The 15,978-nt window shown below is 66.0% G+C and carries 15 protein-coding genes; 8 read left to right on the forward strand and 7 right to left on the reverse strand.

Features of this window, described 5'->3' with window-relative positions:
- Positions 1-5: 5 nt before the first annotated feature.
- On the forward strand, positions 6-1,052 hold the full coding sequence (locus AC6HZP_RS03330) for a Gfo/Idh/MocA family protein (RefSeq protein ID WP_497525393.1): 1,047 nt from the start codon (positions 6-8) through the stop codon (positions 1,050-1,052).
- Between the two features lie 72 nt (positions 1,053-1,124).
- Here the strand turns inward: AC6HZP_RS03330 and AC6HZP_RS03335 are convergent, their stop codons facing one another.
- The 5 genes from AC6HZP_RS03335 to AC6HZP_RS03355 form a co-directional block, all read right to left on the reverse strand.
- A complete protein-coding gene (locus AC6HZP_RS03335) occupies positions 1,125-2,054 on the reverse strand; it encodes a carbohydrate ABC transporter permease (protein WP_201404290.1) in 930 nt (309 codons plus the stop codon).
- A 29-nt stretch (positions 2,055-2,083) separates the two neighbouring features.
- Positions 2,084-3,199, reverse strand: a complete 1,116-nt coding sequence (locus AC6HZP_RS03340) for a carbohydrate ABC transporter permease (protein WP_497525394.1) — start codon at positions 3,197-3,199, stop codon at positions 2,084-2,086.
- Between the two features lie 109 nt (positions 3,200-3,308).
- Positions 3,309-4,985, reverse strand: coding sequence for an ABC transporter substrate-binding protein (locus tag AC6HZP_RS03345; RefSeq protein ID WP_201402228.1), 1,677 nt, complete (start codon positions 4,983-4,985; stop codon positions 3,309-3,311).
- Positions 4,986-5,368: 383 nt separating this feature from the next.
- Positions 5,369-6,307, reverse strand: a complete 939-nt coding sequence (gene rbsK / locus AC6HZP_RS03350; protein WP_201402229.1) for a ribokinase — start codon at positions 6,305-6,307, stop codon at positions 5,369-5,371.
- Positions 6,308-6,320: 13 nt separating this feature from the next.
- Entirely contained in the window at positions 6,321-6,776 is a 456-nt protein-coding gene (locus AC6HZP_RS03355) for an RbsD/FucU family protein (RefSeq protein ID WP_201402230.1), read from the reverse strand.
- A gap of 236 nt (positions 6,777-7,012) precedes the next feature.
- On the opposite strand from AC6HZP_RS03355, the gene AC6HZP_RS03360 reads away from it, so the two are divergent.
- Positions 7,013-7,579, forward strand: a complete 567-nt coding sequence (locus tag AC6HZP_RS03360; RefSeq protein WP_497525395.1) for a dihydrofolate reductase family protein — start codon at positions 7,013-7,015, stop codon at positions 7,577-7,579.
- 12 nt (positions 7,580-7,591) lie between these two features.
- Here the strand turns inward: AC6HZP_RS03360 and AC6HZP_RS03365 are convergent, their stop codons facing one another.
- Positions 7,592-8,395 carry an IclR family transcriptional regulator gene (locus AC6HZP_RS03365; RefSeq protein ID WP_201402231.1) on the reverse strand — a complete coding sequence of 268 codons (804 nt, stop codon included), beginning with the start codon at positions 8,393-8,395 and terminating at the stop codon, positions 7,592-7,594.
- A gap of 126 nt (positions 8,396-8,521) precedes the next feature.
- On the opposite strand from AC6HZP_RS03365, the gene AC6HZP_RS03370 reads away from it, so the two are divergent.
- The 6 genes from AC6HZP_RS03370 (at position 8,522) to AC6HZP_RS03395 (ending at position 14,145) form a co-directional block, all read left to right on the forward strand.
- Positions 8,522-9,874: an aspartate aminotransferase family protein gene (locus AC6HZP_RS03370; protein ID WP_497525396.1), complete on the forward strand. Its 1,353-nt coding sequence runs from the start codon at positions 8,522-8,524 to the stop codon at positions 9,872-9,874.
- Between the two features lie 253 nt (positions 9,875-10,127).
- Positions 10,128-10,970 carry a transporter substrate-binding protein gene (locus tag AC6HZP_RS03375; protein ID WP_497525397.1) on the forward strand — a complete coding sequence of 281 codons (843 nt, stop codon included), beginning with the start codon at positions 10,128-10,130 and terminating at the stop codon, positions 10,968-10,970.
- An 18-nt stretch (positions 10,971-10,988) separates the two neighbouring features.
- Positions 10,989-11,648, forward strand: coding sequence for an amino acid ABC transporter permease (locus AC6HZP_RS03380; protein WP_201402234.1), 660 nt, complete (start codon positions 10,989-10,991; stop codon positions 11,646-11,648).
- Between the two features lie 18 nt (positions 11,649-11,666).
- Positions 11,667-12,323 (forward strand): amino acid ABC transporter permease, encoded by a 657-nt coding sequence (locus AC6HZP_RS03385; protein ID WP_497525398.1) that lies wholly within the window; start codon positions 11,667-11,669, stop codon positions 12,321-12,323.
- A complete protein-coding gene (locus tag AC6HZP_RS03390; RefSeq protein WP_497525399.1) occupies positions 12,320-13,102 on the forward strand; it encodes an amino acid ABC transporter ATP-binding protein in 783 nt (260 codons plus the stop codon). Before AC6HZP_RS03385 ends, AC6HZP_RS03390 begins: the two co-directional genes overlap by 4 nt.
- A gap of 176 nt (positions 13,103-13,278) precedes the next feature.
- A complete protein-coding gene (locus tag AC6HZP_RS03395; RefSeq protein WP_497525400.1) occupies positions 13,279-14,145 on the forward strand; it encodes an NAD(P)-dependent oxidoreductase in 867 nt (288 codons plus the stop codon).
- A 267-nt stretch (positions 14,146-14,412) separates the two neighbouring features.
- Here AC6HZP_RS03395 and AC6HZP_RS03400 read toward each other — a convergent pair whose 3' ends face one another.
- Positions 14,413-15,837, reverse strand: a complete 1,425-nt coding sequence (locus AC6HZP_RS03400; protein ID WP_497525401.1) for a mannose-1-phosphate guanylyltransferase/mannose-6-phosphate isomerase — start codon at positions 15,835-15,837, stop codon at positions 14,413-14,415.
- Between the last annotated feature and the right edge of the window lie 141 nt (positions 15,838-15,978).

The raw sequence follows: 15,978 nt of genomic DNA on the forward strand, positions 1-15,978 counted from the left end.
CGGAAATGACGTCATCGCGTAGAATTCGCTTCGGCGTGGTGGGGGCGGGCCTCTGGGGCTCGTTCCATTGCAAGACGCTGAGCGCCATCGAGGGCGCCGAGCTCGCCGCCGTCTGCGACCTGAACCCCGAACGCGTCGCCGAGATGCAGAAGCAGTTCGGCGCGGCCAGGACCTATACAGACTATCGCGAGCTGATCGCCGATCCCGATATCGACGCGGTGACTGTGGCAACGCCAGATTTCGCCCATGGCGACATCGTGCTGGCGGCGATAAAGGCCGGCAAGCACGTGATGAGCGAGAAGCCGCTGGCGACGACGCTCGCCGAGGCCGAGGCGATCGCCGACGCCGCCGACCGCAGCGGCCGCAAGGTCATGGTCGACTTCCACAACCGCGTCAGCCCGGCGATCGTCGCCCTGCGCGACACGATCGCGGCGGGCGATATCGGCCTGCCGCTGCATGGCGCGGCGCGCCTTTCCAACACGCTGTTCGTGCCGTTCGAGCTGCTGTCCTGGGCGAGCAAGTCCTCGGCGCTGTGGTTCCTCGGCAGCCATTCGGTCGATGCGCTGCGCTTCGTCATGGGCTCGGAGGTCAAGCGCGTCCAGGCCATGGTGCGGCGCGGCTTCCTCGCCTCGCAGGGCGTCGATACGGCCGACGTGCATGTCGCGCTGCTCGAATTCGAGAACGGCGCGGTGATCTCGCTGGAGAACAGCTGGGTGCTGCCGAATGACATGCCGAACATCGTCGATTTCCGCATCGAGATCGTCGGCGAAAAGGGCCTTCTTCAGGCCGAGCCGACCCAGGCCGGGCCTTTCCGGAAATTCACGGGACCCGGCCTCCGGACCGCCGATCTGTTCGGCGTCACCCCGGCGGCTGGTGGCCGCATCGGTGGCTTCGTCATGGAAGCGATCGCCCGCTTCATCGATGCCGTCGCCACCGATGCGCCTGTGATTGCGAACGCCCGCGACGGCCTGCAGGTGACGCGCGTGCTGACGGCGATCGAGAAGGCCGCCGCGATGGGGCAGACGGTGACGCTCGCCGACGGCGTCGCCTGACGACGGGGCGCCAGACAAAAAAGGGCGGCGGCACGGTTGGCCCGTGCCGCCGCCCTTTTTGTTCGGAGGGAGCTACTTCACCGCGCCGGCCGTCAGGCCCTTGACGATGTAGCGCTCGAGGAAGATGCCGACGATGGCGAGCGGGGCGATCGCCGCTGTCGAGAGCGCCGCCATCGACCACCAGTTGATGCCTTGCGAGCCGGTCTGGCTCGCGACCATCACGGGCAGCGTGTTGGCGTTGGTCGAGGTCAAAAGCGCCGCGAAGAAATACTCGTTCCAGCAGAGCACGACCGACAGGATGAAGGCCGCGACCATGCCGGGCAGCGAGATCGGCAGCACGATCCGCATGAACGCGCCCCAGGTCGAGCAGCCGTCGACGAGAGCCGCCTGTTCCAACTCGACGGGAATGCCGCGGAACTGGTCGCGCATGATCCAGATGACGATCGGCAACACCATCAGGGTGTAGACGACGATCAGGCCGATCCGTGTATCGAGCAGCGCCAGCTCCTTGTAGAGAACGAGGAACGGCATGGCGAGCACGACCGGCGGCAGGATCAGCTGCGACAGGAAGAAGAACGAGATGTCGCGGTTGCGCCAGATCGCGAACTTGTAGTCGAAGCGGACCAGACCGTAGGCGGCGAGCGAGCCGAGGACGACGGCGAGCAGCGACGCACCGATCGACATGATCGCCGAGTTCAGGAAGCGCTTCATGAACTCTTCGCGCACCGTCGAGGTGTTGAAGATCGTGTCCGGCGACAGGCCGATCGAGCGCCAGCCGCGCCAGTCCGGCTTGAAGTCGACCCAGGGGATCAGGTGGCCCTGCGTGACGTCGACGGCGACCTTGAACGAGGTCGTGATCGTCCAGTAGATCGGGAACAGCGCGATGAAGGTCCACAGCAAGAGCAGGCCGTAGATCGCGACCTTGGCTGCGATGCGCTTCGAATTGCTGGCGAACTCGCTCTGCGGTTCGCGATAGGTATAGGGCTTGCTGCGGGTGGCCATGCCGGTTTGTGCTTTCGTGCTCATGGCCATCACCCGGTCACCCGCTTCATCCAGCGGCTCGAGCCCCAGAGCAGCAGCGCCACGAAGATGGCGATCAGGATGAAGTAGAACTCGGCCACCATGGTGCCGTAGCCGACATTCGACCTGTCTCGATATTCACGGAAGATGAAGCTCGACACCGTGTCCGTGGCGCCGCCGGGGCCGCCGGAGGTGACGGTGATGACGATGTCGGCGAGCTTCAGCTGGAAGATGATGCGGATGATGATCGCGGTGATCGAGACCGGCAGCATCAAGGGGAAGATGATCTGCCAGAACGAGCGCCAGGGGCTGGCGCCATCGACCTTGGCCGCCTCGAGGATTTCCTTCGGCAGCGCTTGCAGGCCGGCGAGGAGCAGGATCATCACGAACGGGATCCAGACCCAGGCGTCCATCGCCATGATCGAGAAGCGGGCGATCCAGGGGGAGGCGAAGAAGGCCGGGTTCTCCCAGCCGAGGAAGCGGGCGAGGGTGGCGGCCGGGCCGAAGCGATATTCCATCAGCGACTTGCCGACCATCCAGCCGACCGCGACCGGGCTCAGCATGAAGGGCATCAGGAAGGCGACGCGGAAGAATTTGCGCGCGCGGATCTCGGCATTGAGCAGCATGGCGAGGCCGAAGGCGATGGCGTACTGCACGAGAACCGCCAGCACGTAATAGCCCATGTTGCGCAGCGCGTTCCAGAAATAGCCGTCGTTCATCAGGGCCCAGAAATTGGCGAGGCCGTTGAACGAGCGGCCCTCGAACGAGGCGAGGTTCCAGTCGGTGAAGGCGATGTAGAGGCCGGCGACGGTCGGGAAGATCACCACGGCGACGGTGAACAGGATGGCGGGCAGCACGAACAGCGCCCGCTTGCCGCCTTCGCCGCGGATCATGACCTGGCCGACGCCGAGCGCCACGCCCCAGGCGATGTAGGTGTAGAGGACCGGCCGCCAGTTGGCGAAGCCGCTCTCGGTCTGGCCGGCGGCGTAGAGCCCCTGGTAGAGGGCGATGGCGCCCAGCGCGATCGTGGCGAGGATGATCAGCCATCGACCCGCCGTGCGGCGCGACTCGGAGATGTCGTAAGCCGCGATCGCATCGTGCTGCGCGGCCGTTTGGGACGTCTGCATGGTGTTCGCTTCGTCAATGAGCGTCGTTAAGACGCTCCCAGAAAAAACTGGCTGGCGACGCGTCAGCGCCGCCAGCCCTGGAGGATCTGCAGGCGAGAACCCGCTTCGCTCAGAGGCCGAGCGATGCCTTGTAGAGTTCGATCTGCTTCTCGCGTCCGATCTGGTCGGTCAGCTTCTCCCAGGCGGCGGCGATCTTGTCGGCGCCTTCCTGGGCGGTGTTCTGACCGGCGAAGGTCTTGGCCAGTTCGTCCTCGGCGATCGAGTAGTACTGGAAGATGCCCGGAATGCGCGGCTCGATGGCGGCGTTCGGGTGGTTGTAGCTGTCCTTGTTGGCGTTCAGGTAGGACGTGATGAACGCCTCGTCATAGCCGGCAGCGACCCATTCCGGGATGTTGAACTGGCTGTTCCGGTAGGGCTGGAAGCCCGACGGATAGGCCGACATCCAGAGGCCGATATCCTTGCCGCCGAGATGGGCGGCGGCGGACCATGCGGCCTTCTTCTTCTTCTCGTCCGCGTCGACGCGCGACATGACGTAGATGCCCCAGCCGAGGAAGGCCATGTTCGGGGCGTAGTTCGGACCGCTCGCGAGCTTCTCCCACTGGCCGGTCTTGGCGTTGTAGACGTCGTCCGAGCCCGGCAGGATCGAGAAGCCGGTGACTTCGCCGACCACCGAGGTGTCGCTGGTCTTGGCGTTGGAGCCGACGTCGCCCCACCAGGAAACCATCGAGCCCGTGCCGCCGAGGAACTGCTGGAAGGCGGTGGTGTTCGGATCGGCGTTGATCTGGTCGGCCGGCTCCGACGGCAGCGCGTCGATCACGTCCTGGATGGCGCGCACCCAGGCCGGATTGTTGACGCGCGGCTTCATCGTGTCGGCGTCGAACAGCCAGGCATGGTCGTCCGGATGCTTGGCGTAGGCGGTGGCGCGGCTGCCGAGGAAGTAGAAGCCGAAACCGCCCCAGGCCTTCGGCGCGTCGAGGTAGCCGTAGAGGTCCTGGCCGCCGAGCTTCTTGCCCTTGAGGAACTTGGTCGCGGCCTGAACCTGCTGCCAGGTCTTCGGCACACCCCACTCGCCCTCGTGGCCCTCGTCCTTCCACGCCTTGGCGAGATCTGCATCGGCGAAGACGTCGGTACGGTGGTTGAAGGTGTGGCAGTCGCCGTCGATCGAGACGCGATAGGTCTTGCCGTTCCAGGTGCCGACCGGCGCCTTGAGGTAGCCGACATAGTCGTCCATGTCGATCTGGGCCTTGACCCAGTCCGGCATCTCCGAGGCGAGGCCCTTGCCGCAGACGTCGCCTTCGAACGGGGCGCCCATCTCGATGACGTCGAAATCGACGGTGCCGGTGGCGATCGACTGCTGCAGGCGGGCGTTATAGTCGGCCTGCGCCAGATCGATCCAGTTGATCTTTGCGCCGGTATAGGCCTCCCACGGCTTCAGGAAACCGCGGAACAGCATGTTGTGCAGGTTCTGGTTGTTGAGGCCCATGAACGTCAGCTCGACGCCGGCGAACTCGCCTTCCTTGACGTTCTTCTTGGTCGCGTCGAGAACCATCTCGCCGACCTTCTGCCAGTCGGCATCGGTCGGAGAGCCGGCGCCGACGCCGGGAACCGCCAGCAGCCGGGCGCGCAGATCCGCGTCCTGGGCGAGCGCCGGCTGGGCGAACAGGCTCGAGCCGCCCACGCCGAGCGCGCCAGTAGCAGCGAGCGCGCCAAGGCCGGCGGCGCCCTTCAGGATGCCGCGGCGGCTCGCCTGCCACTTCAGAAACCGATCATAGTCCTGAGTCTTCATGAAAAGTCCTCCCAAATTGTTGTTGCGGCCCTGCTGCGCTTCGCCCTGTCGCCGGAAACCGGCCAGGCGTGCGCGCTAGAATCCGCGATGGAGACGTCGTGACGGTCTCCATTCTCCCCCCAACGTCGCCCTCCAGCGACGCCGTTCAGTCCCAGTGAAGATCGCCGCAACTTTGCTTCAAACCCACTAGGCGACAACAAGAACCATAAATGTGCGACGCGTCAATCCGGAAGATGGCAGTGCCCCCGCAATAGGCGTCGTCGTTGATTTTGCTGGTAAAACAGTAAGGCTGCGCTACATCGCATCTGTTCGATTGAACGGATGCTTATAGTGCATCTATGTTTGCTTTATATGTAAAACCCCGCGCTTCATCGTTGCATCGACTAGGCGCGGACCCCCGCCAGCAGCGCCTCGACTTCGGCCTGATGGGGCATGGAGGGCGCGGTTCCGGCGCGGGTGACCGAGATGCCGGCGACGGCGCAGCCGAAGCGGGCTGCCTCGACCGGATCGGCGCCGCGCGCCAGCGCCGCCGCGAAGCCGCCATTGAAGGCGTCGCCTGCTCCCGCCGTCTCGACCACCGGTCCCGGCTTAATGGCCGGGATGTGCGTCGAGCCGTCGCGACGATGCAGCAGCACGCCGGCCTCGCCGAGCGTGATCAGCGCCGTGCCGACGCCCTTAGCGAGGAAGGCGTCGCCGGCCGCCCGCGCGCTCGCGAGATCGGTCACGGCGATGCCGGTCAGGAGCGACGCCTCGCTCTCGTTCGGCGTGACATAGTCGCAGAGCGCGTAGAGCGCGTCGTCGAAGGCTTCCGCCGGCGCAGGGTTGAAGATCGTCGTGACGCCAGCGGCGCGCGCGATCTCGAGCCCCCGCCGGGCTGCTTCCACCGGCTGCTCGAGCTGGGTGATGAAGACGGCGGCCTCGCGGATCGCGTCGCCGGCCGCTTCGACATCGTCGGCGCCGATCGTCGCCGCCGCGCCCGGCACGACGATGATGGCGTTCTCGCCCGACTGGTCGTTCACATAGATGAAGGCGGCGCCCGTCGGCTGGTCATCCAGGGCGACGACGCGGGCGGAGATCCCCTCCGCCTGCCAGGTGTCGAGCGCCACCCGGCCGAAGGCGTCGTTGCCGATCTTCGAGATGAAGCTCACGGGAGCACCGGCGCGCGCAGCGGCGACCGCCTGGTTCGAACCCTTGCCGCCGGGGCCCATCTTGAAGCCGGAACCGGCGATGGTCTCGCCGATGCCGGGCATGCGCCCCGCCCGAAAGGCGAGGTCCGCGACGAAGATGCCGAGAATGGCGACGCCGCGCTTGGTATCCGTCATGGTCCGTCTCCGCCTAGCGCGCGCCGGGCGGAATGACGCCCTTCTTCAGGATGAAGCATCCGTAGAAGCGGCGTTCACCGGTCTGGATGACGCAATAGGCGTTCTTCGCCCGCTCGTAGAATTCGAAGCGCTCGACCGAGCCCATCGGCCAGGAACGGCCCTCGGCGGCGTCGATCTCGGCCTGCACTTCGTTCTGCACGTCGGGAAGCTGGTCGGGGCTGCCGACGATCTCCATCCGGAGCGCGGGCTGGTCGACGAAGCTGTCGAGCGGCAGCACGGAGAGGATCGCGCGCGCGGCCTCGGCCGCCGTCACGTTGTCGATGCGCAGCAATTCGCCGAGCACGGTCTGCCGGGCGACGGAATCGGCCGGGAAATTGGTGTCGCAGATGACGAGGTCGTCGCCGTGGCCCATCGCCCTCAAGGCGTAGAGAACATCCGCGTTGAGGAGCGGGTCGATCGATTTCAGCATGAAGTCCCTCCGTTGAGCATGCGTCCGCTTGCTGCGGATCTTGGCATGGCGCCTGATCAGCATTCCGACGCGGGCGGCAGTCTAGCGTGACTATCGCGGCGGCGTGAATGGGTCTCGCGGGCAATCTTCAGCGGCGCGCGCGTCGGCCCCTGTGGAAATCTTTGCCGCCCTTGTCGAATGCCGGCCGGATCGTCCGTCGTCGTTGCGGGCGCGAAGTGGCAGCAGGGAGAGAGGCAGTGAGGCGTTTGAAAGTCTTCAACCAGCTGACGCTGGATGGCTATTTCACAGGCCGGGACGGCGATCTCGGCTGGGCCCATCGCGGCGATGCCGACCGGGAATGGAACGCGTTCGTCGCCGGCAATGCCGGCAGCGGCGGCCATCTCGTCTTCGGACGGATCACCTATGAGCTGATGGCGGGCTATTGGCCGACGCCGATGGCCGAGACGGCCGATCCCGTCGTCGCCCGCGCCATGAACGGGCTGCCGAAGACGGTGTTTTCGCGGACGCTCAAGGCCGCTTCCTGGCAAAATACCCGGCTCGCATCCGGCGAACTCGCCGCCGAGATCCGGGATTTGAAGGCCAACGCCGACCGGGATCTGGTCATCCTCGGCAGCGGCAGCCTGGTGGCGCAGCTCGCCGCGACGGGGCTGATCGACAGCTACCAGCTCGTGGTCAATCCGGTCGTGCTCGGCGACGGCTGGGCGCTGTTCGAAGGGGCGACGCGCCGCCTCGATCTGCGCCTCGCCGACATCCGCCGCTTCGACAACGGCAATGTGCTGCTCTCCTACGAATTGCCGGGCTAGGACCGCGAGACCTCAGCCATAATCGTTCGACAGGCGCTGGTACTGCGACGAGAAGAGCTGCTCCGAAATCGTCGTCGTCGCCGCCCGCAGCCTGGCGATCAGGCGCGGCCGGATCTCGTCGGTGACGCGGCGCTCCGGCGCAGAAACGCTGATGGCGGCGACGGGATAGCCGACTTCGTTCAGGATGGCGGCGCCGATGCACATCGTGCCTTCCTCGTTCTCGCCGATTTCGACGGCGACGCCACTCGCCGCCGCGTCCGCCAGTTGCTTCTCGATCGTCTTCAACTGGGTGATGGTCCGCAGCGTGCGCTGCGGCAGTGCGTCGGAGAGGAGCTTGGTTCGCTCGTCGAGCGGCAGTTGCGCCAGGATCGCTTTGCCAAGCGCGGTCGAGTGAACGGGATCGCGGCTGCCGATCCGTGCCTGCATGCGCAGCGCCCGGGTCGATTCCAGGATGTCGATATAGACGACGTGGTTGTCGGCAAGCACCGCGAGATTGGTCGTCTCGTTGAATTCGCGGTTGATCGCGGTCAGCGCCGGCAGCGCGCTGTCCCGCAGCCTCTGGATGCTCTTGTCAGCGGTGGCGAGCGCGCGAAAGCGGATGCCGACGCTGTAGCGGTCGCTGCCCGCGTCATAGGTGAGGAATCCCGCGGCGCTCAGCGTCCGCAAATAGCGGAACACGCTCGTCTTCGGCAGGCCGAGTTCGGAGGCGATCGTCGTCAGCGAGGCGGGGTGGCCCTTCTGCGCGATGGCATCCAGCACCTTGAGCGCCTTGAGGACGGGCCCGACGATGTAGCGGTCGTCCGATTCCACATTCATGGTCTGTGCCTCCGTTCTCGCATCTGTCGGGAAACTAGCTTTTTTCCGCCACGCGAAACAAGCGTCCGTTTACATGAAACGGACCATCTGGCTTGGTTGCACAACAGCCAAGCAGAGGAGCTAGCGTTGAGCATCCACAATCAGGCGGCCGCCGAAACCGCCCTGTCGTCCAAGCCATTGACCTTCGAACGCTCGGCCGAGGAAATCCGCCGCAACGCCCAGTGGATCGCGGGCGGCGTCAACAGCAATTTCCGCCTGAACATCTCGCCGACGCCGCTCGTCTTCGAGAAGGCGGAGGGGCCGTATCTGTTCGACGTCGATGGCAACAAGCTCATCGACTATTATCTCGGCATGGGGCCGATGATCCTCGGCCACAATCCGAAGGCTTTGACCGACGCGGTCACCGAGCAGATGAAGCGCGGCATCCTTTTCGGCGGTCAGTCGCATGTCGAGGTCGAGGCCGCCCGTCTCGTCTGCGAGATGGTGCCCTGCGCCGAGCGCATGCGCTTCGCCTCCTCCGGCTCGGAAGCCGATCAGGCCGCGCTCCGGCTCGCCCGCGGCGCCACCGGCCGCCAGGTCATCATCAAGTTCGAGGGCCACTATCACGGCTGGTTCGATAATGTGCTGTGGTCGACGGCGCCGCCGCTCGACGCCGCAGGACCAGCCGACAAGCCCGTGCCGGTCGCCGGCAGCAAGGGTCAGCTGCTGCAGTCGGTCGAGGGTCTCGAAGTCCTGCCCTGGAACAATCTGGCGCTGCTCGAGCAGCGTCTCGCCAAGGGCGACGTCGCCGGCGTCATCATGGAAGCGACCATGTGCAACGCCGGCGCGATCCATCCCGCTCCCGGCTATCTCGAGGGCGTGCGCGAGGCCTGCACCCGGAACGGCACGATCCTGATCTTCGACGAGGTCATCACCGGCTTCCGCCTCGGCGCCGGCGGCGCGCAGGCGCATTTCGGCGTCACGCCCGACCTCGCCACCTTCGGCAAGGCGATCGCCAACGGCTTCCCGGTGGCGGCGATCGCCGGCCGCGCCGACCTGCTCGACATGTTCGTCTCCGGCGGCATCGTGCATGGCGGCACCTACAACTCGCAGCCGCTCTCGATGGCGGCCACTGTCGCCTCGCTGAAGTCGCTGACGCCCGAGCTCTACGCCACGATCGGCAGGAACGGCACCCGCCTGATGGAGGGCATGCGCGCCATCTTCGCCAAGGCCGGCGTCCGGGCGGTCGTCACCGGCTATCCGCAGATCTTCCACGTCGCCTTCGGCCTCGATGCGCCGGCGAAGGACTATCGCGATCTCGCCCGTTCCGACAAGAAGGCCTATGTCGCCTTCACCACGGCGCTGCTGCGGCGGGGCGTCCGCGCGCTCGAGCGCGGCGCCTGGTTCATGTCAGTGACCCATGACGAGGCGGTCGTCGACGCGACGCTTCTCGCCGTCGAGGGCGCCGTCGGCGAGCTGAAGGGAAGTGGCATTCTCTAAGTCGCTGGTCGCGTTTGGATAATTCCACCAGGCGAAACACGGCACCCTTGCTTTGCATCGGCCCGCAAGGGACGCTGTGTTCCATAGCATAGGATCCGCGGCACGAAGATGCCGGACCCTACCGGTCTCGCACCGCGGAATCCTGACATTTTTCCGGGCAGGCGGAGCATAATTCGCCGCCCGGTCACGTTCCACCGTGGCGCGGCCGGGAAAATCCTCGGATGGGCGGCGCCACTTCAAAGAGGGGAAGACCATGCGCGCAACCGCATTGAAGATTGCAGCCGGCTTCGGCGCTGTGACGCTTGCCATGTCGATGGCGCAGCCGGCTTACGCCGGCAAGCTCCAGGACGTGCTCAGCCGCGGCAAGCTGGTCGTCGGCACCGGCAGCACCAATCCGCCGTGGCATTTCCGCGATGAATCGGGCGAACTTGTCGGCTTCGACATCGACGTCGCCAAGATCATCGCCAAGGGCCTGTTCGACGACGACACCAAGATCGAGTTCGTCAACCAGGCCTCCGACGCCCGCATTCCGAACATCGTCACCGACAAGGTCGACATCGCCTGCCAGTTCATCACCGTGACGGCGGCCCGGGCCCAGCAGGTTGCCTTCACCGTTCCCTACTACCGCGAAGGCGTCAGCCTGATGATGGTGGCGGGTGGCAAGTATCCCGACTATGCAGCGCTGAAGGCTGCCGGCAACGCCGTGACCGTCTCCGTGCTGCAGAACGTCTTCGCCGAGGGCATGGTCAAGGCGGCGCTGCCGGACGCCAAGGTCGACCAGTTCGAGAGCGTCGACCTGATGTACCAGGCGCTGAACTCGGGCCGCGCCGACGCGGCGGCGACCGATACCTCGTCGCTCGCCTACTATATGAAGCAGAACGAGGGCCGCTATGTGGACTCGGGCTACAGCTGGAACCCGCAGACCTATGCCTGCATCGTCAAGCAGGGCGATCCCGACTGGCTGAACTTCGTCAATGTCGCGCTGCGCGAGTCGATGACCGGCACGACCTTCCCGACCTACAAGGCGGCCTATGAGCGCTGGTTCGGCGTGTCGCCGAGCGAGCCGACGATCGGTTTCCCGGCTGAATTCCGCTAAGCCGGGACCGTTCACACCGTGAACTACACGCTGCACTTCGGTGCCGTCTGGGCGAGCTTCGACCATTTGCTGTCGGGGCTCGCCATCGGACTGGCTCTTGCCGTCGCCGCCGTGGCGGTCGGCACCGTCATCGGACTGCTGTCGGCCTTTGCCAGCGTGTCCAGATCGCGTCTGCTGCGCGGGATCAGCGGGACCTACGTCCTGCTGATCCGCAATATCCCGCTGCTGGTGCTGGTGCTGCTCGTCTATTTCGCGCTGCCGGCGACCGGAATCCGGCTCGACAAATATGAGAGCTTCATCGGCTCGCTGGCGCTCTATGCCGGCGCCTACCTGACCGAGGTTTTCCGCGCCGGCCTTCTTTCCGTGCCGAAGGGCATTGTCGAGGCGGGCAGGGCGATCGGGCTGACGCGGCTGCAGACCAATCTCTATGTCGTTGCCCCCGTCATGCTGCGCAATTCGCTGCCCTCGCTCGGCAACACCTTCATCGGCATGTTCAAGGACAGCTCGATCGCCGCCGCGATCGCCATCCCCGAACTGACCTTCGAAGCCCGCAAGATCAACGTCGACACGTTCCGCGTCGTCGAGACATGGACGGTTGCCAGCGGCCTCTACATTGCCGCCTGCTTCACGATTGCCGCCTTGCTGCGGATGCTCGAGCGCCGCTTCCCCAAATTCTGATCGGGTCAAACCTATCCAATGGACGCTTTTCTCGCCCAGCTCTGGATCGCCCGATGGCCGATTTTCGACGGCTTCCTGATGACGATCGGTATTTCGGTTGGGGCGATCGTATTCGGCACGATCCTCGGCTGTCTCGTCGGAATCCAGCTCGTCTTCGGCTCGTTCCTGGTCAAGCTGCCCTTCCGGCTCTATGTCGATGTCATGCGCGGCACGCCGCTGCTCGTGCTGATCCTGGCGGCCTTCTACATCCCGGCGGTGATGGGCCTGTCGCTCAGCGCCTCGCAGGCCGGCACGCTGGCGCTCGGCCTTTTCGCCGGCGCCCATATCGGTGAGCTGGTGCGCGGCTCGCTGCAGGCGATCCCGCCTGGGCAGATCGAGGCCGGCCGCGCCATCGGGCTGCGGTTTCCGCAGATCCTGGCCAATGTGCTGCTGCCGCAGGCGCTCCGGAGCGCGCTGCCGCCCTGGATCAATACCGGCGTCGAGCTGATCAAGGGGTCTAGCCTGCTCTCGATGATCGGTGTCGGCGAACTGCTGCTGAAGACGCAGGAAGTGATCGGCCGCAACTTCATGACCATCCAGTTCTACGTCTTCGCCGGCATCCTCTACCTGATCGTCAACATCAGCCTGGACCTGCTCGGCAAGTCGCTGGAACGCCGCCTCGGAGCCCGCCTATGATCCTCGATGAAAACGCGCGCCCGCTGCTCGACATCCGCGGCCTTCGCAAGAATTTCGGCGCGGTCGAGATCCTGAAGGGCGTCGATCTCTCGCTCCGGCCGAAGGAGGTCGTCTCGATCATCGGCTCCAGCGGCTCCGGCAAGACGACGCTGCTGCGCTGCGTCAACCTGCTGGAGGAATACCAGGGCGGCGACATCGTGCTGGATGGCGAGACGATCGGCTACAAGACGGTCGGGGCCAAGCGCGCGCGGCTGCGCGACGCCGAGTTGTCGCGCCAGCGCGCCATGACCGGCATGGTGTTCCAGAACTTCAACCTGTTTCCGCACCTGACCGCCGCCGGCAATGTCATGCTCGGCCTGCGCAAAGTGCGGAAGATGGGCAAGGACGAGGCCTTCGCCATCGCCGAGAAATGGCTGAACCGGGTCGGCCTCGGCGCCCGGCTCAACCACTATCCGAGCCAGCTCTCGGGCGGCCAGCAGCAGCGCGTCGCGATCGCCCGGGCGCTCGCCATGAACCCGAAACTGGTCCTCCTCGACGAAGTCACCTCGGCGCTCGATCCGGAGCTGGTGCAGGAAGTGCTGACGACCATCAAGGGCATCGCCGACGACGGCGCGACGCTGCTGATCGTGACGCATGAGATGCGCTTCGCCCGCGAGGTTTCCGATCGCATCGTCTTCATGGAACAGGGCCGAATCGCCGAGCAGGGCACGCCGGAAGAGATCTTCGGCGAGGGCCGCAGCCAGCGCCTGAACGAGTTCCTGAAGAGCTCGCGACACTGAGCGGCGGCATCGCTGCGTTGCTGGGATCGAAGCGGACGCCGGCAGCGGTGTCCGCTTTTTCATGAGGCGCGGCAAGGCGTTGGCCGGGGCGGGGTGCTATGGCACGTCTCGCGTGCTAGGCCTTGGTGGGGTGTCGGCGGCCGACGCCGGCATGATGGATTTCGACGGAGACGGAAATGACGAAGGTAGCGTTCCTGGGCCTCGGCGTGATGGGCTATCCGATGGCGCGGCATCTGCAGGCCGGGGGTCACGAAGTGACCGTCTACAACCGCAACGCCGCCAAATCCGCCAAATGGGTCGCCGAATTCGGCGGGCGCGCCGCCGCGACGCCGAAGGAAGCCGCCATCGGTCAGGACATCGTCTTCGCCTGCGTCGGCAATGACGACGATTTGCGCTCGGTGACGATCGGCCCGGACGGCGCCTTCGCCGGCCTCGCCGAGGGAGCGATTTTCGTTGATCATACAACGGCTTCGGCCGAAGTGGCGCGCGAGCTGCACGCGGAAGCCGCGAAGCGCGGCTTCGCCTTCATCGACGCGCCGGTCTCGGGCGGCCAGGCCGGCGCCGAGAACGGCGTGCTGACGGTGATGTGCGGCGGCGACGCCGAGCCCTTCGCCCGCGCCGAGCCGGTGATCCAGAGCTATGCCCGCGCCTGCCGGCTGCTCGGGCCGGTCGGTTCCGGCCAGCTCGCCAAGATGATGAACCAGATCTGCATCGCCGGCATCGTGCAGGGATTGGCGGAAGCGCTGCATTTCGGCAAGCGCGCCGGCTTGGACGTCGAGGCAGTAGTCGAGGTGATCTCGAAGGGGGCGGCGCAGTCCTGGCAGATGGAGAACCGCTACAAGTCGATGAATGCGGGGAATTTCGAGTTCGGCTTCGCCGTCGACTGGATGCGCAAGGACCTCGGCATCTGTCTCGACGAGGCGCGCAACAATGGCGCCCGGCTGCCGCTGACCGCGCTGGTCGACCAGTTCTATGGCGACGTCCAGCAGATGGGCGGCAACCGCTGGGACACGTCGAGCCTGATCGCGCGGCTGGAGAAGTAGGCGGTTCTGCCGGGGTTAACACGCCCCGGCGCCGTTAGCGTGCCGTTATCGTTGTGTGAACGCGCGAGCGGCGTTCCCGTTTGATCTCCGCCCGCGTTCCGCACTCCGGCGTCATCCCCGCGAAGGCGGGGATCCATGCAGCCGAGGATTTGGGAGTTTCATCTCCCGGCAACCCGGCTGAATGGATCCCGGGTCAAGCCCGGGATGACGGCGAGCGTGGGGCGCGGGGTGCCGCGCTCCTCTCGACGCGGATGCGGGAGGCCCACCTCAGACTCTGGCGTAAATATCCTCGATGCGGACGATGTCGTCCTCGCCGAGATAGGAGCCGGTCTGCACCTCGATCAGCTCGAGCGGGATCTTGCCCGGGTTGGAGACGCGGTGGATGGCGCCGAGCGGCAGGTAGATCGACTCGTTCTCGTTCACCGTCCGGATGGTGTCGTTCAGCGTCACCTCGGCGGTGCCGCGCACGACAACCCAGTGCTCGGCGCGGTGGTGGTGCTTCTGCAGCGACAGCTTGGCGCCGGGCTCGACGACGATCTTCTTCACATGGAAGCGGTCGCCCCGGCAGATGGTCTGGTAGGTGCCCCAGGGGCGGTGGATCTTGATGTGCTCGTTCGCCTCGTTGCGCTTCTCGGCCTTCAGGCTGGCGACGAGGTGCTTGACGTCCTGCGCCCGGTCGGACGGCATGATCAGGATCGCGTCCTCGGAGGCGACGACGGTCAGATTGTCGAGGCCGATGCCGGTGACGAGCGGGCCTTCCGTGTGCACGAAGGCGTTGTGGCTGTCGATCAGCGCCACCGGGCCCGAGGTGACGTTGCCGTGCTCGCCGGGCGAGCGGCTGTCGCGCACCGCGTCCCAGCTGCCGATGTCGGACCACGAGAAGCGGCCCTCGATGACGGCGGCGCGGTCGGTGCGCTCCAGCACGGCGTAGTCGATCGACTTCGCCGGGATGGCGGCGAAGCTCTTGTCGTCGAGGCGGATGAAGCTCAGATCCTCATGCGCGCCGGCGATGGCCGCCTCGGCGCCGGCGGCAATCTCCGGCTCGAACTTCGCGGCTTCCGAGAGCATCAGCGCCGCCGGGAAGATGAAGTTGCCGGAGTTCCAGAGATAGCCCTCGGCGACATAGCGCTCGGCCGTCTCGCGGTCCGGCTTCTCGACGAAGGAGGTGACGGCGAAGGCGCCCGGCGTGCCGAGCGGCTTGCCCGGCTTGATGTAGCCATAGCTGGTGCGCGGCTCGGTCGGCGTGATGCCGAAGGTGACGATGCGGCCCTCTTCGGCCGCCGCCGCCGCGGCGAGGCAGGCCTCCTGGAACAGCTTGACGTCGGGCACCAGGTGATCCGCGGCGAGCGCCAGCACGAGGCAGTCGTCGCCATGGAGCTTCTGCGCATAGCGGGCGGCGACGATCAGGGCGGCGGCGGAATCGCGCCGGGCCGGCTCCAGGATGATGGTGGCGTCGACGCCGATCTCGGCCGCCTGGCGGCGGGCGAAGAAGCGGAAGGCGTCGGCCGTGATGACGATCGGATCGGTGCCGCCCTCGCTCTTCGGCGGCAGGCGCAGCAGCGTGTCCTGGTAGAAGGTGCGTTCCGATCCCAGCGCGAGGAACTGCTTCGGCATGCTGTCGCGGGACACCGGCCAGAGGCGAGTGCCCGAGCCGCCTGCCAGAACCACCGGAACAATCTTCGAACCTGCCATGTCGTCGCCTCTCATGCGTTTTTCGCTGGGGTGGACCCGCTCGCTTTGTCCTGATGTGGCATGGAGAGGGTTACCAATTCAACGCGCGGCGCGGTTAACGGTTCTCGCCGGGGCAAAAAAGCGCCGCCGCCGCTCGGGAAT

This window comes from Kaistia sp. SLG-1, assembly GCF_059699055.1.

Coding starts and splice junctions, on each gene's coding strand:
- AC6HZP_RS03395 (WP_497525400.1), top strand. CDS start 13,279: ATGACGAAGGTAGCGTTCCTGGGCCTCGGCGTGATGGGCTATCCGATG.
- AC6HZP_RS03385 (WP_497525398.1), top strand. CDS start 11,667: ATGGACGCTTTTCTCGCCCAGCTCTGGATCGCCCGATGGCCGATTTTC.
- AC6HZP_RS03345 (WP_201402228.1), bottom strand. CDS start 4,985: ATGAAGACTCAGGACTATGATCGGTTTCTGAAGTGGCAGGCGAGCCGC.
- AC6HZP_RS03400 (WP_497525401.1), bottom strand. CDS start 15,837: ATGGCAGGTTCGAAGATTGTTCCGGTGGTTCTGGCAGGCGGCTCGGGC.
- AC6HZP_RS03340 (WP_497525394.1), bottom strand. CDS start 3,199: ATGCAGACGTCCCAAACGGCCGCGCAGCACGATGCGATCGCGGCTTAC.
- AC6HZP_RS03335 (WP_201404290.1), bottom strand. CDS start 2,054: ATGGCCACCCGCAGCAAGCCCTATACCTATCGCGAACCGCAGAGCGAG.
- rbsK (WP_201402229.1), bottom strand. CDS start 6,307: ATGACGGATACCAAGCGCGGCGTCGCCATTCTCGGCATCTTCGTCGCG.
- AC6HZP_RS03390 (WP_497525399.1), top strand. CDS start 12,320: ATGATCCTCGATGAAAACGCGCGCCCGCTGCTCGACATCCGCGGCCTT.
- AC6HZP_RS03355 (WP_201402230.1), bottom strand. CDS start 6,776: ATGCTGAAATCGATCGACCCGCTCCTCAACGCGGATGTTCTCTACGCC.
- AC6HZP_RS03365 (WP_201402231.1), bottom strand. CDS start 8,395: ATGAATGTGGAATCGGACGACCGCTACATCGTCGGGCCCGTCCTCAAG.
- AC6HZP_RS03375 (WP_497525397.1), top strand. CDS start 10,128: ATGCGCGCAACCGCATTGAAGATTGCAGCCGGCTTCGGCGCTGTGACG.
- AC6HZP_RS03330 (WP_497525393.1), top strand. CDS start 6: ATGACGTCATCGCGTAGAATTCGCTTCGGCGTGGTGGGGGCGGGCCTC.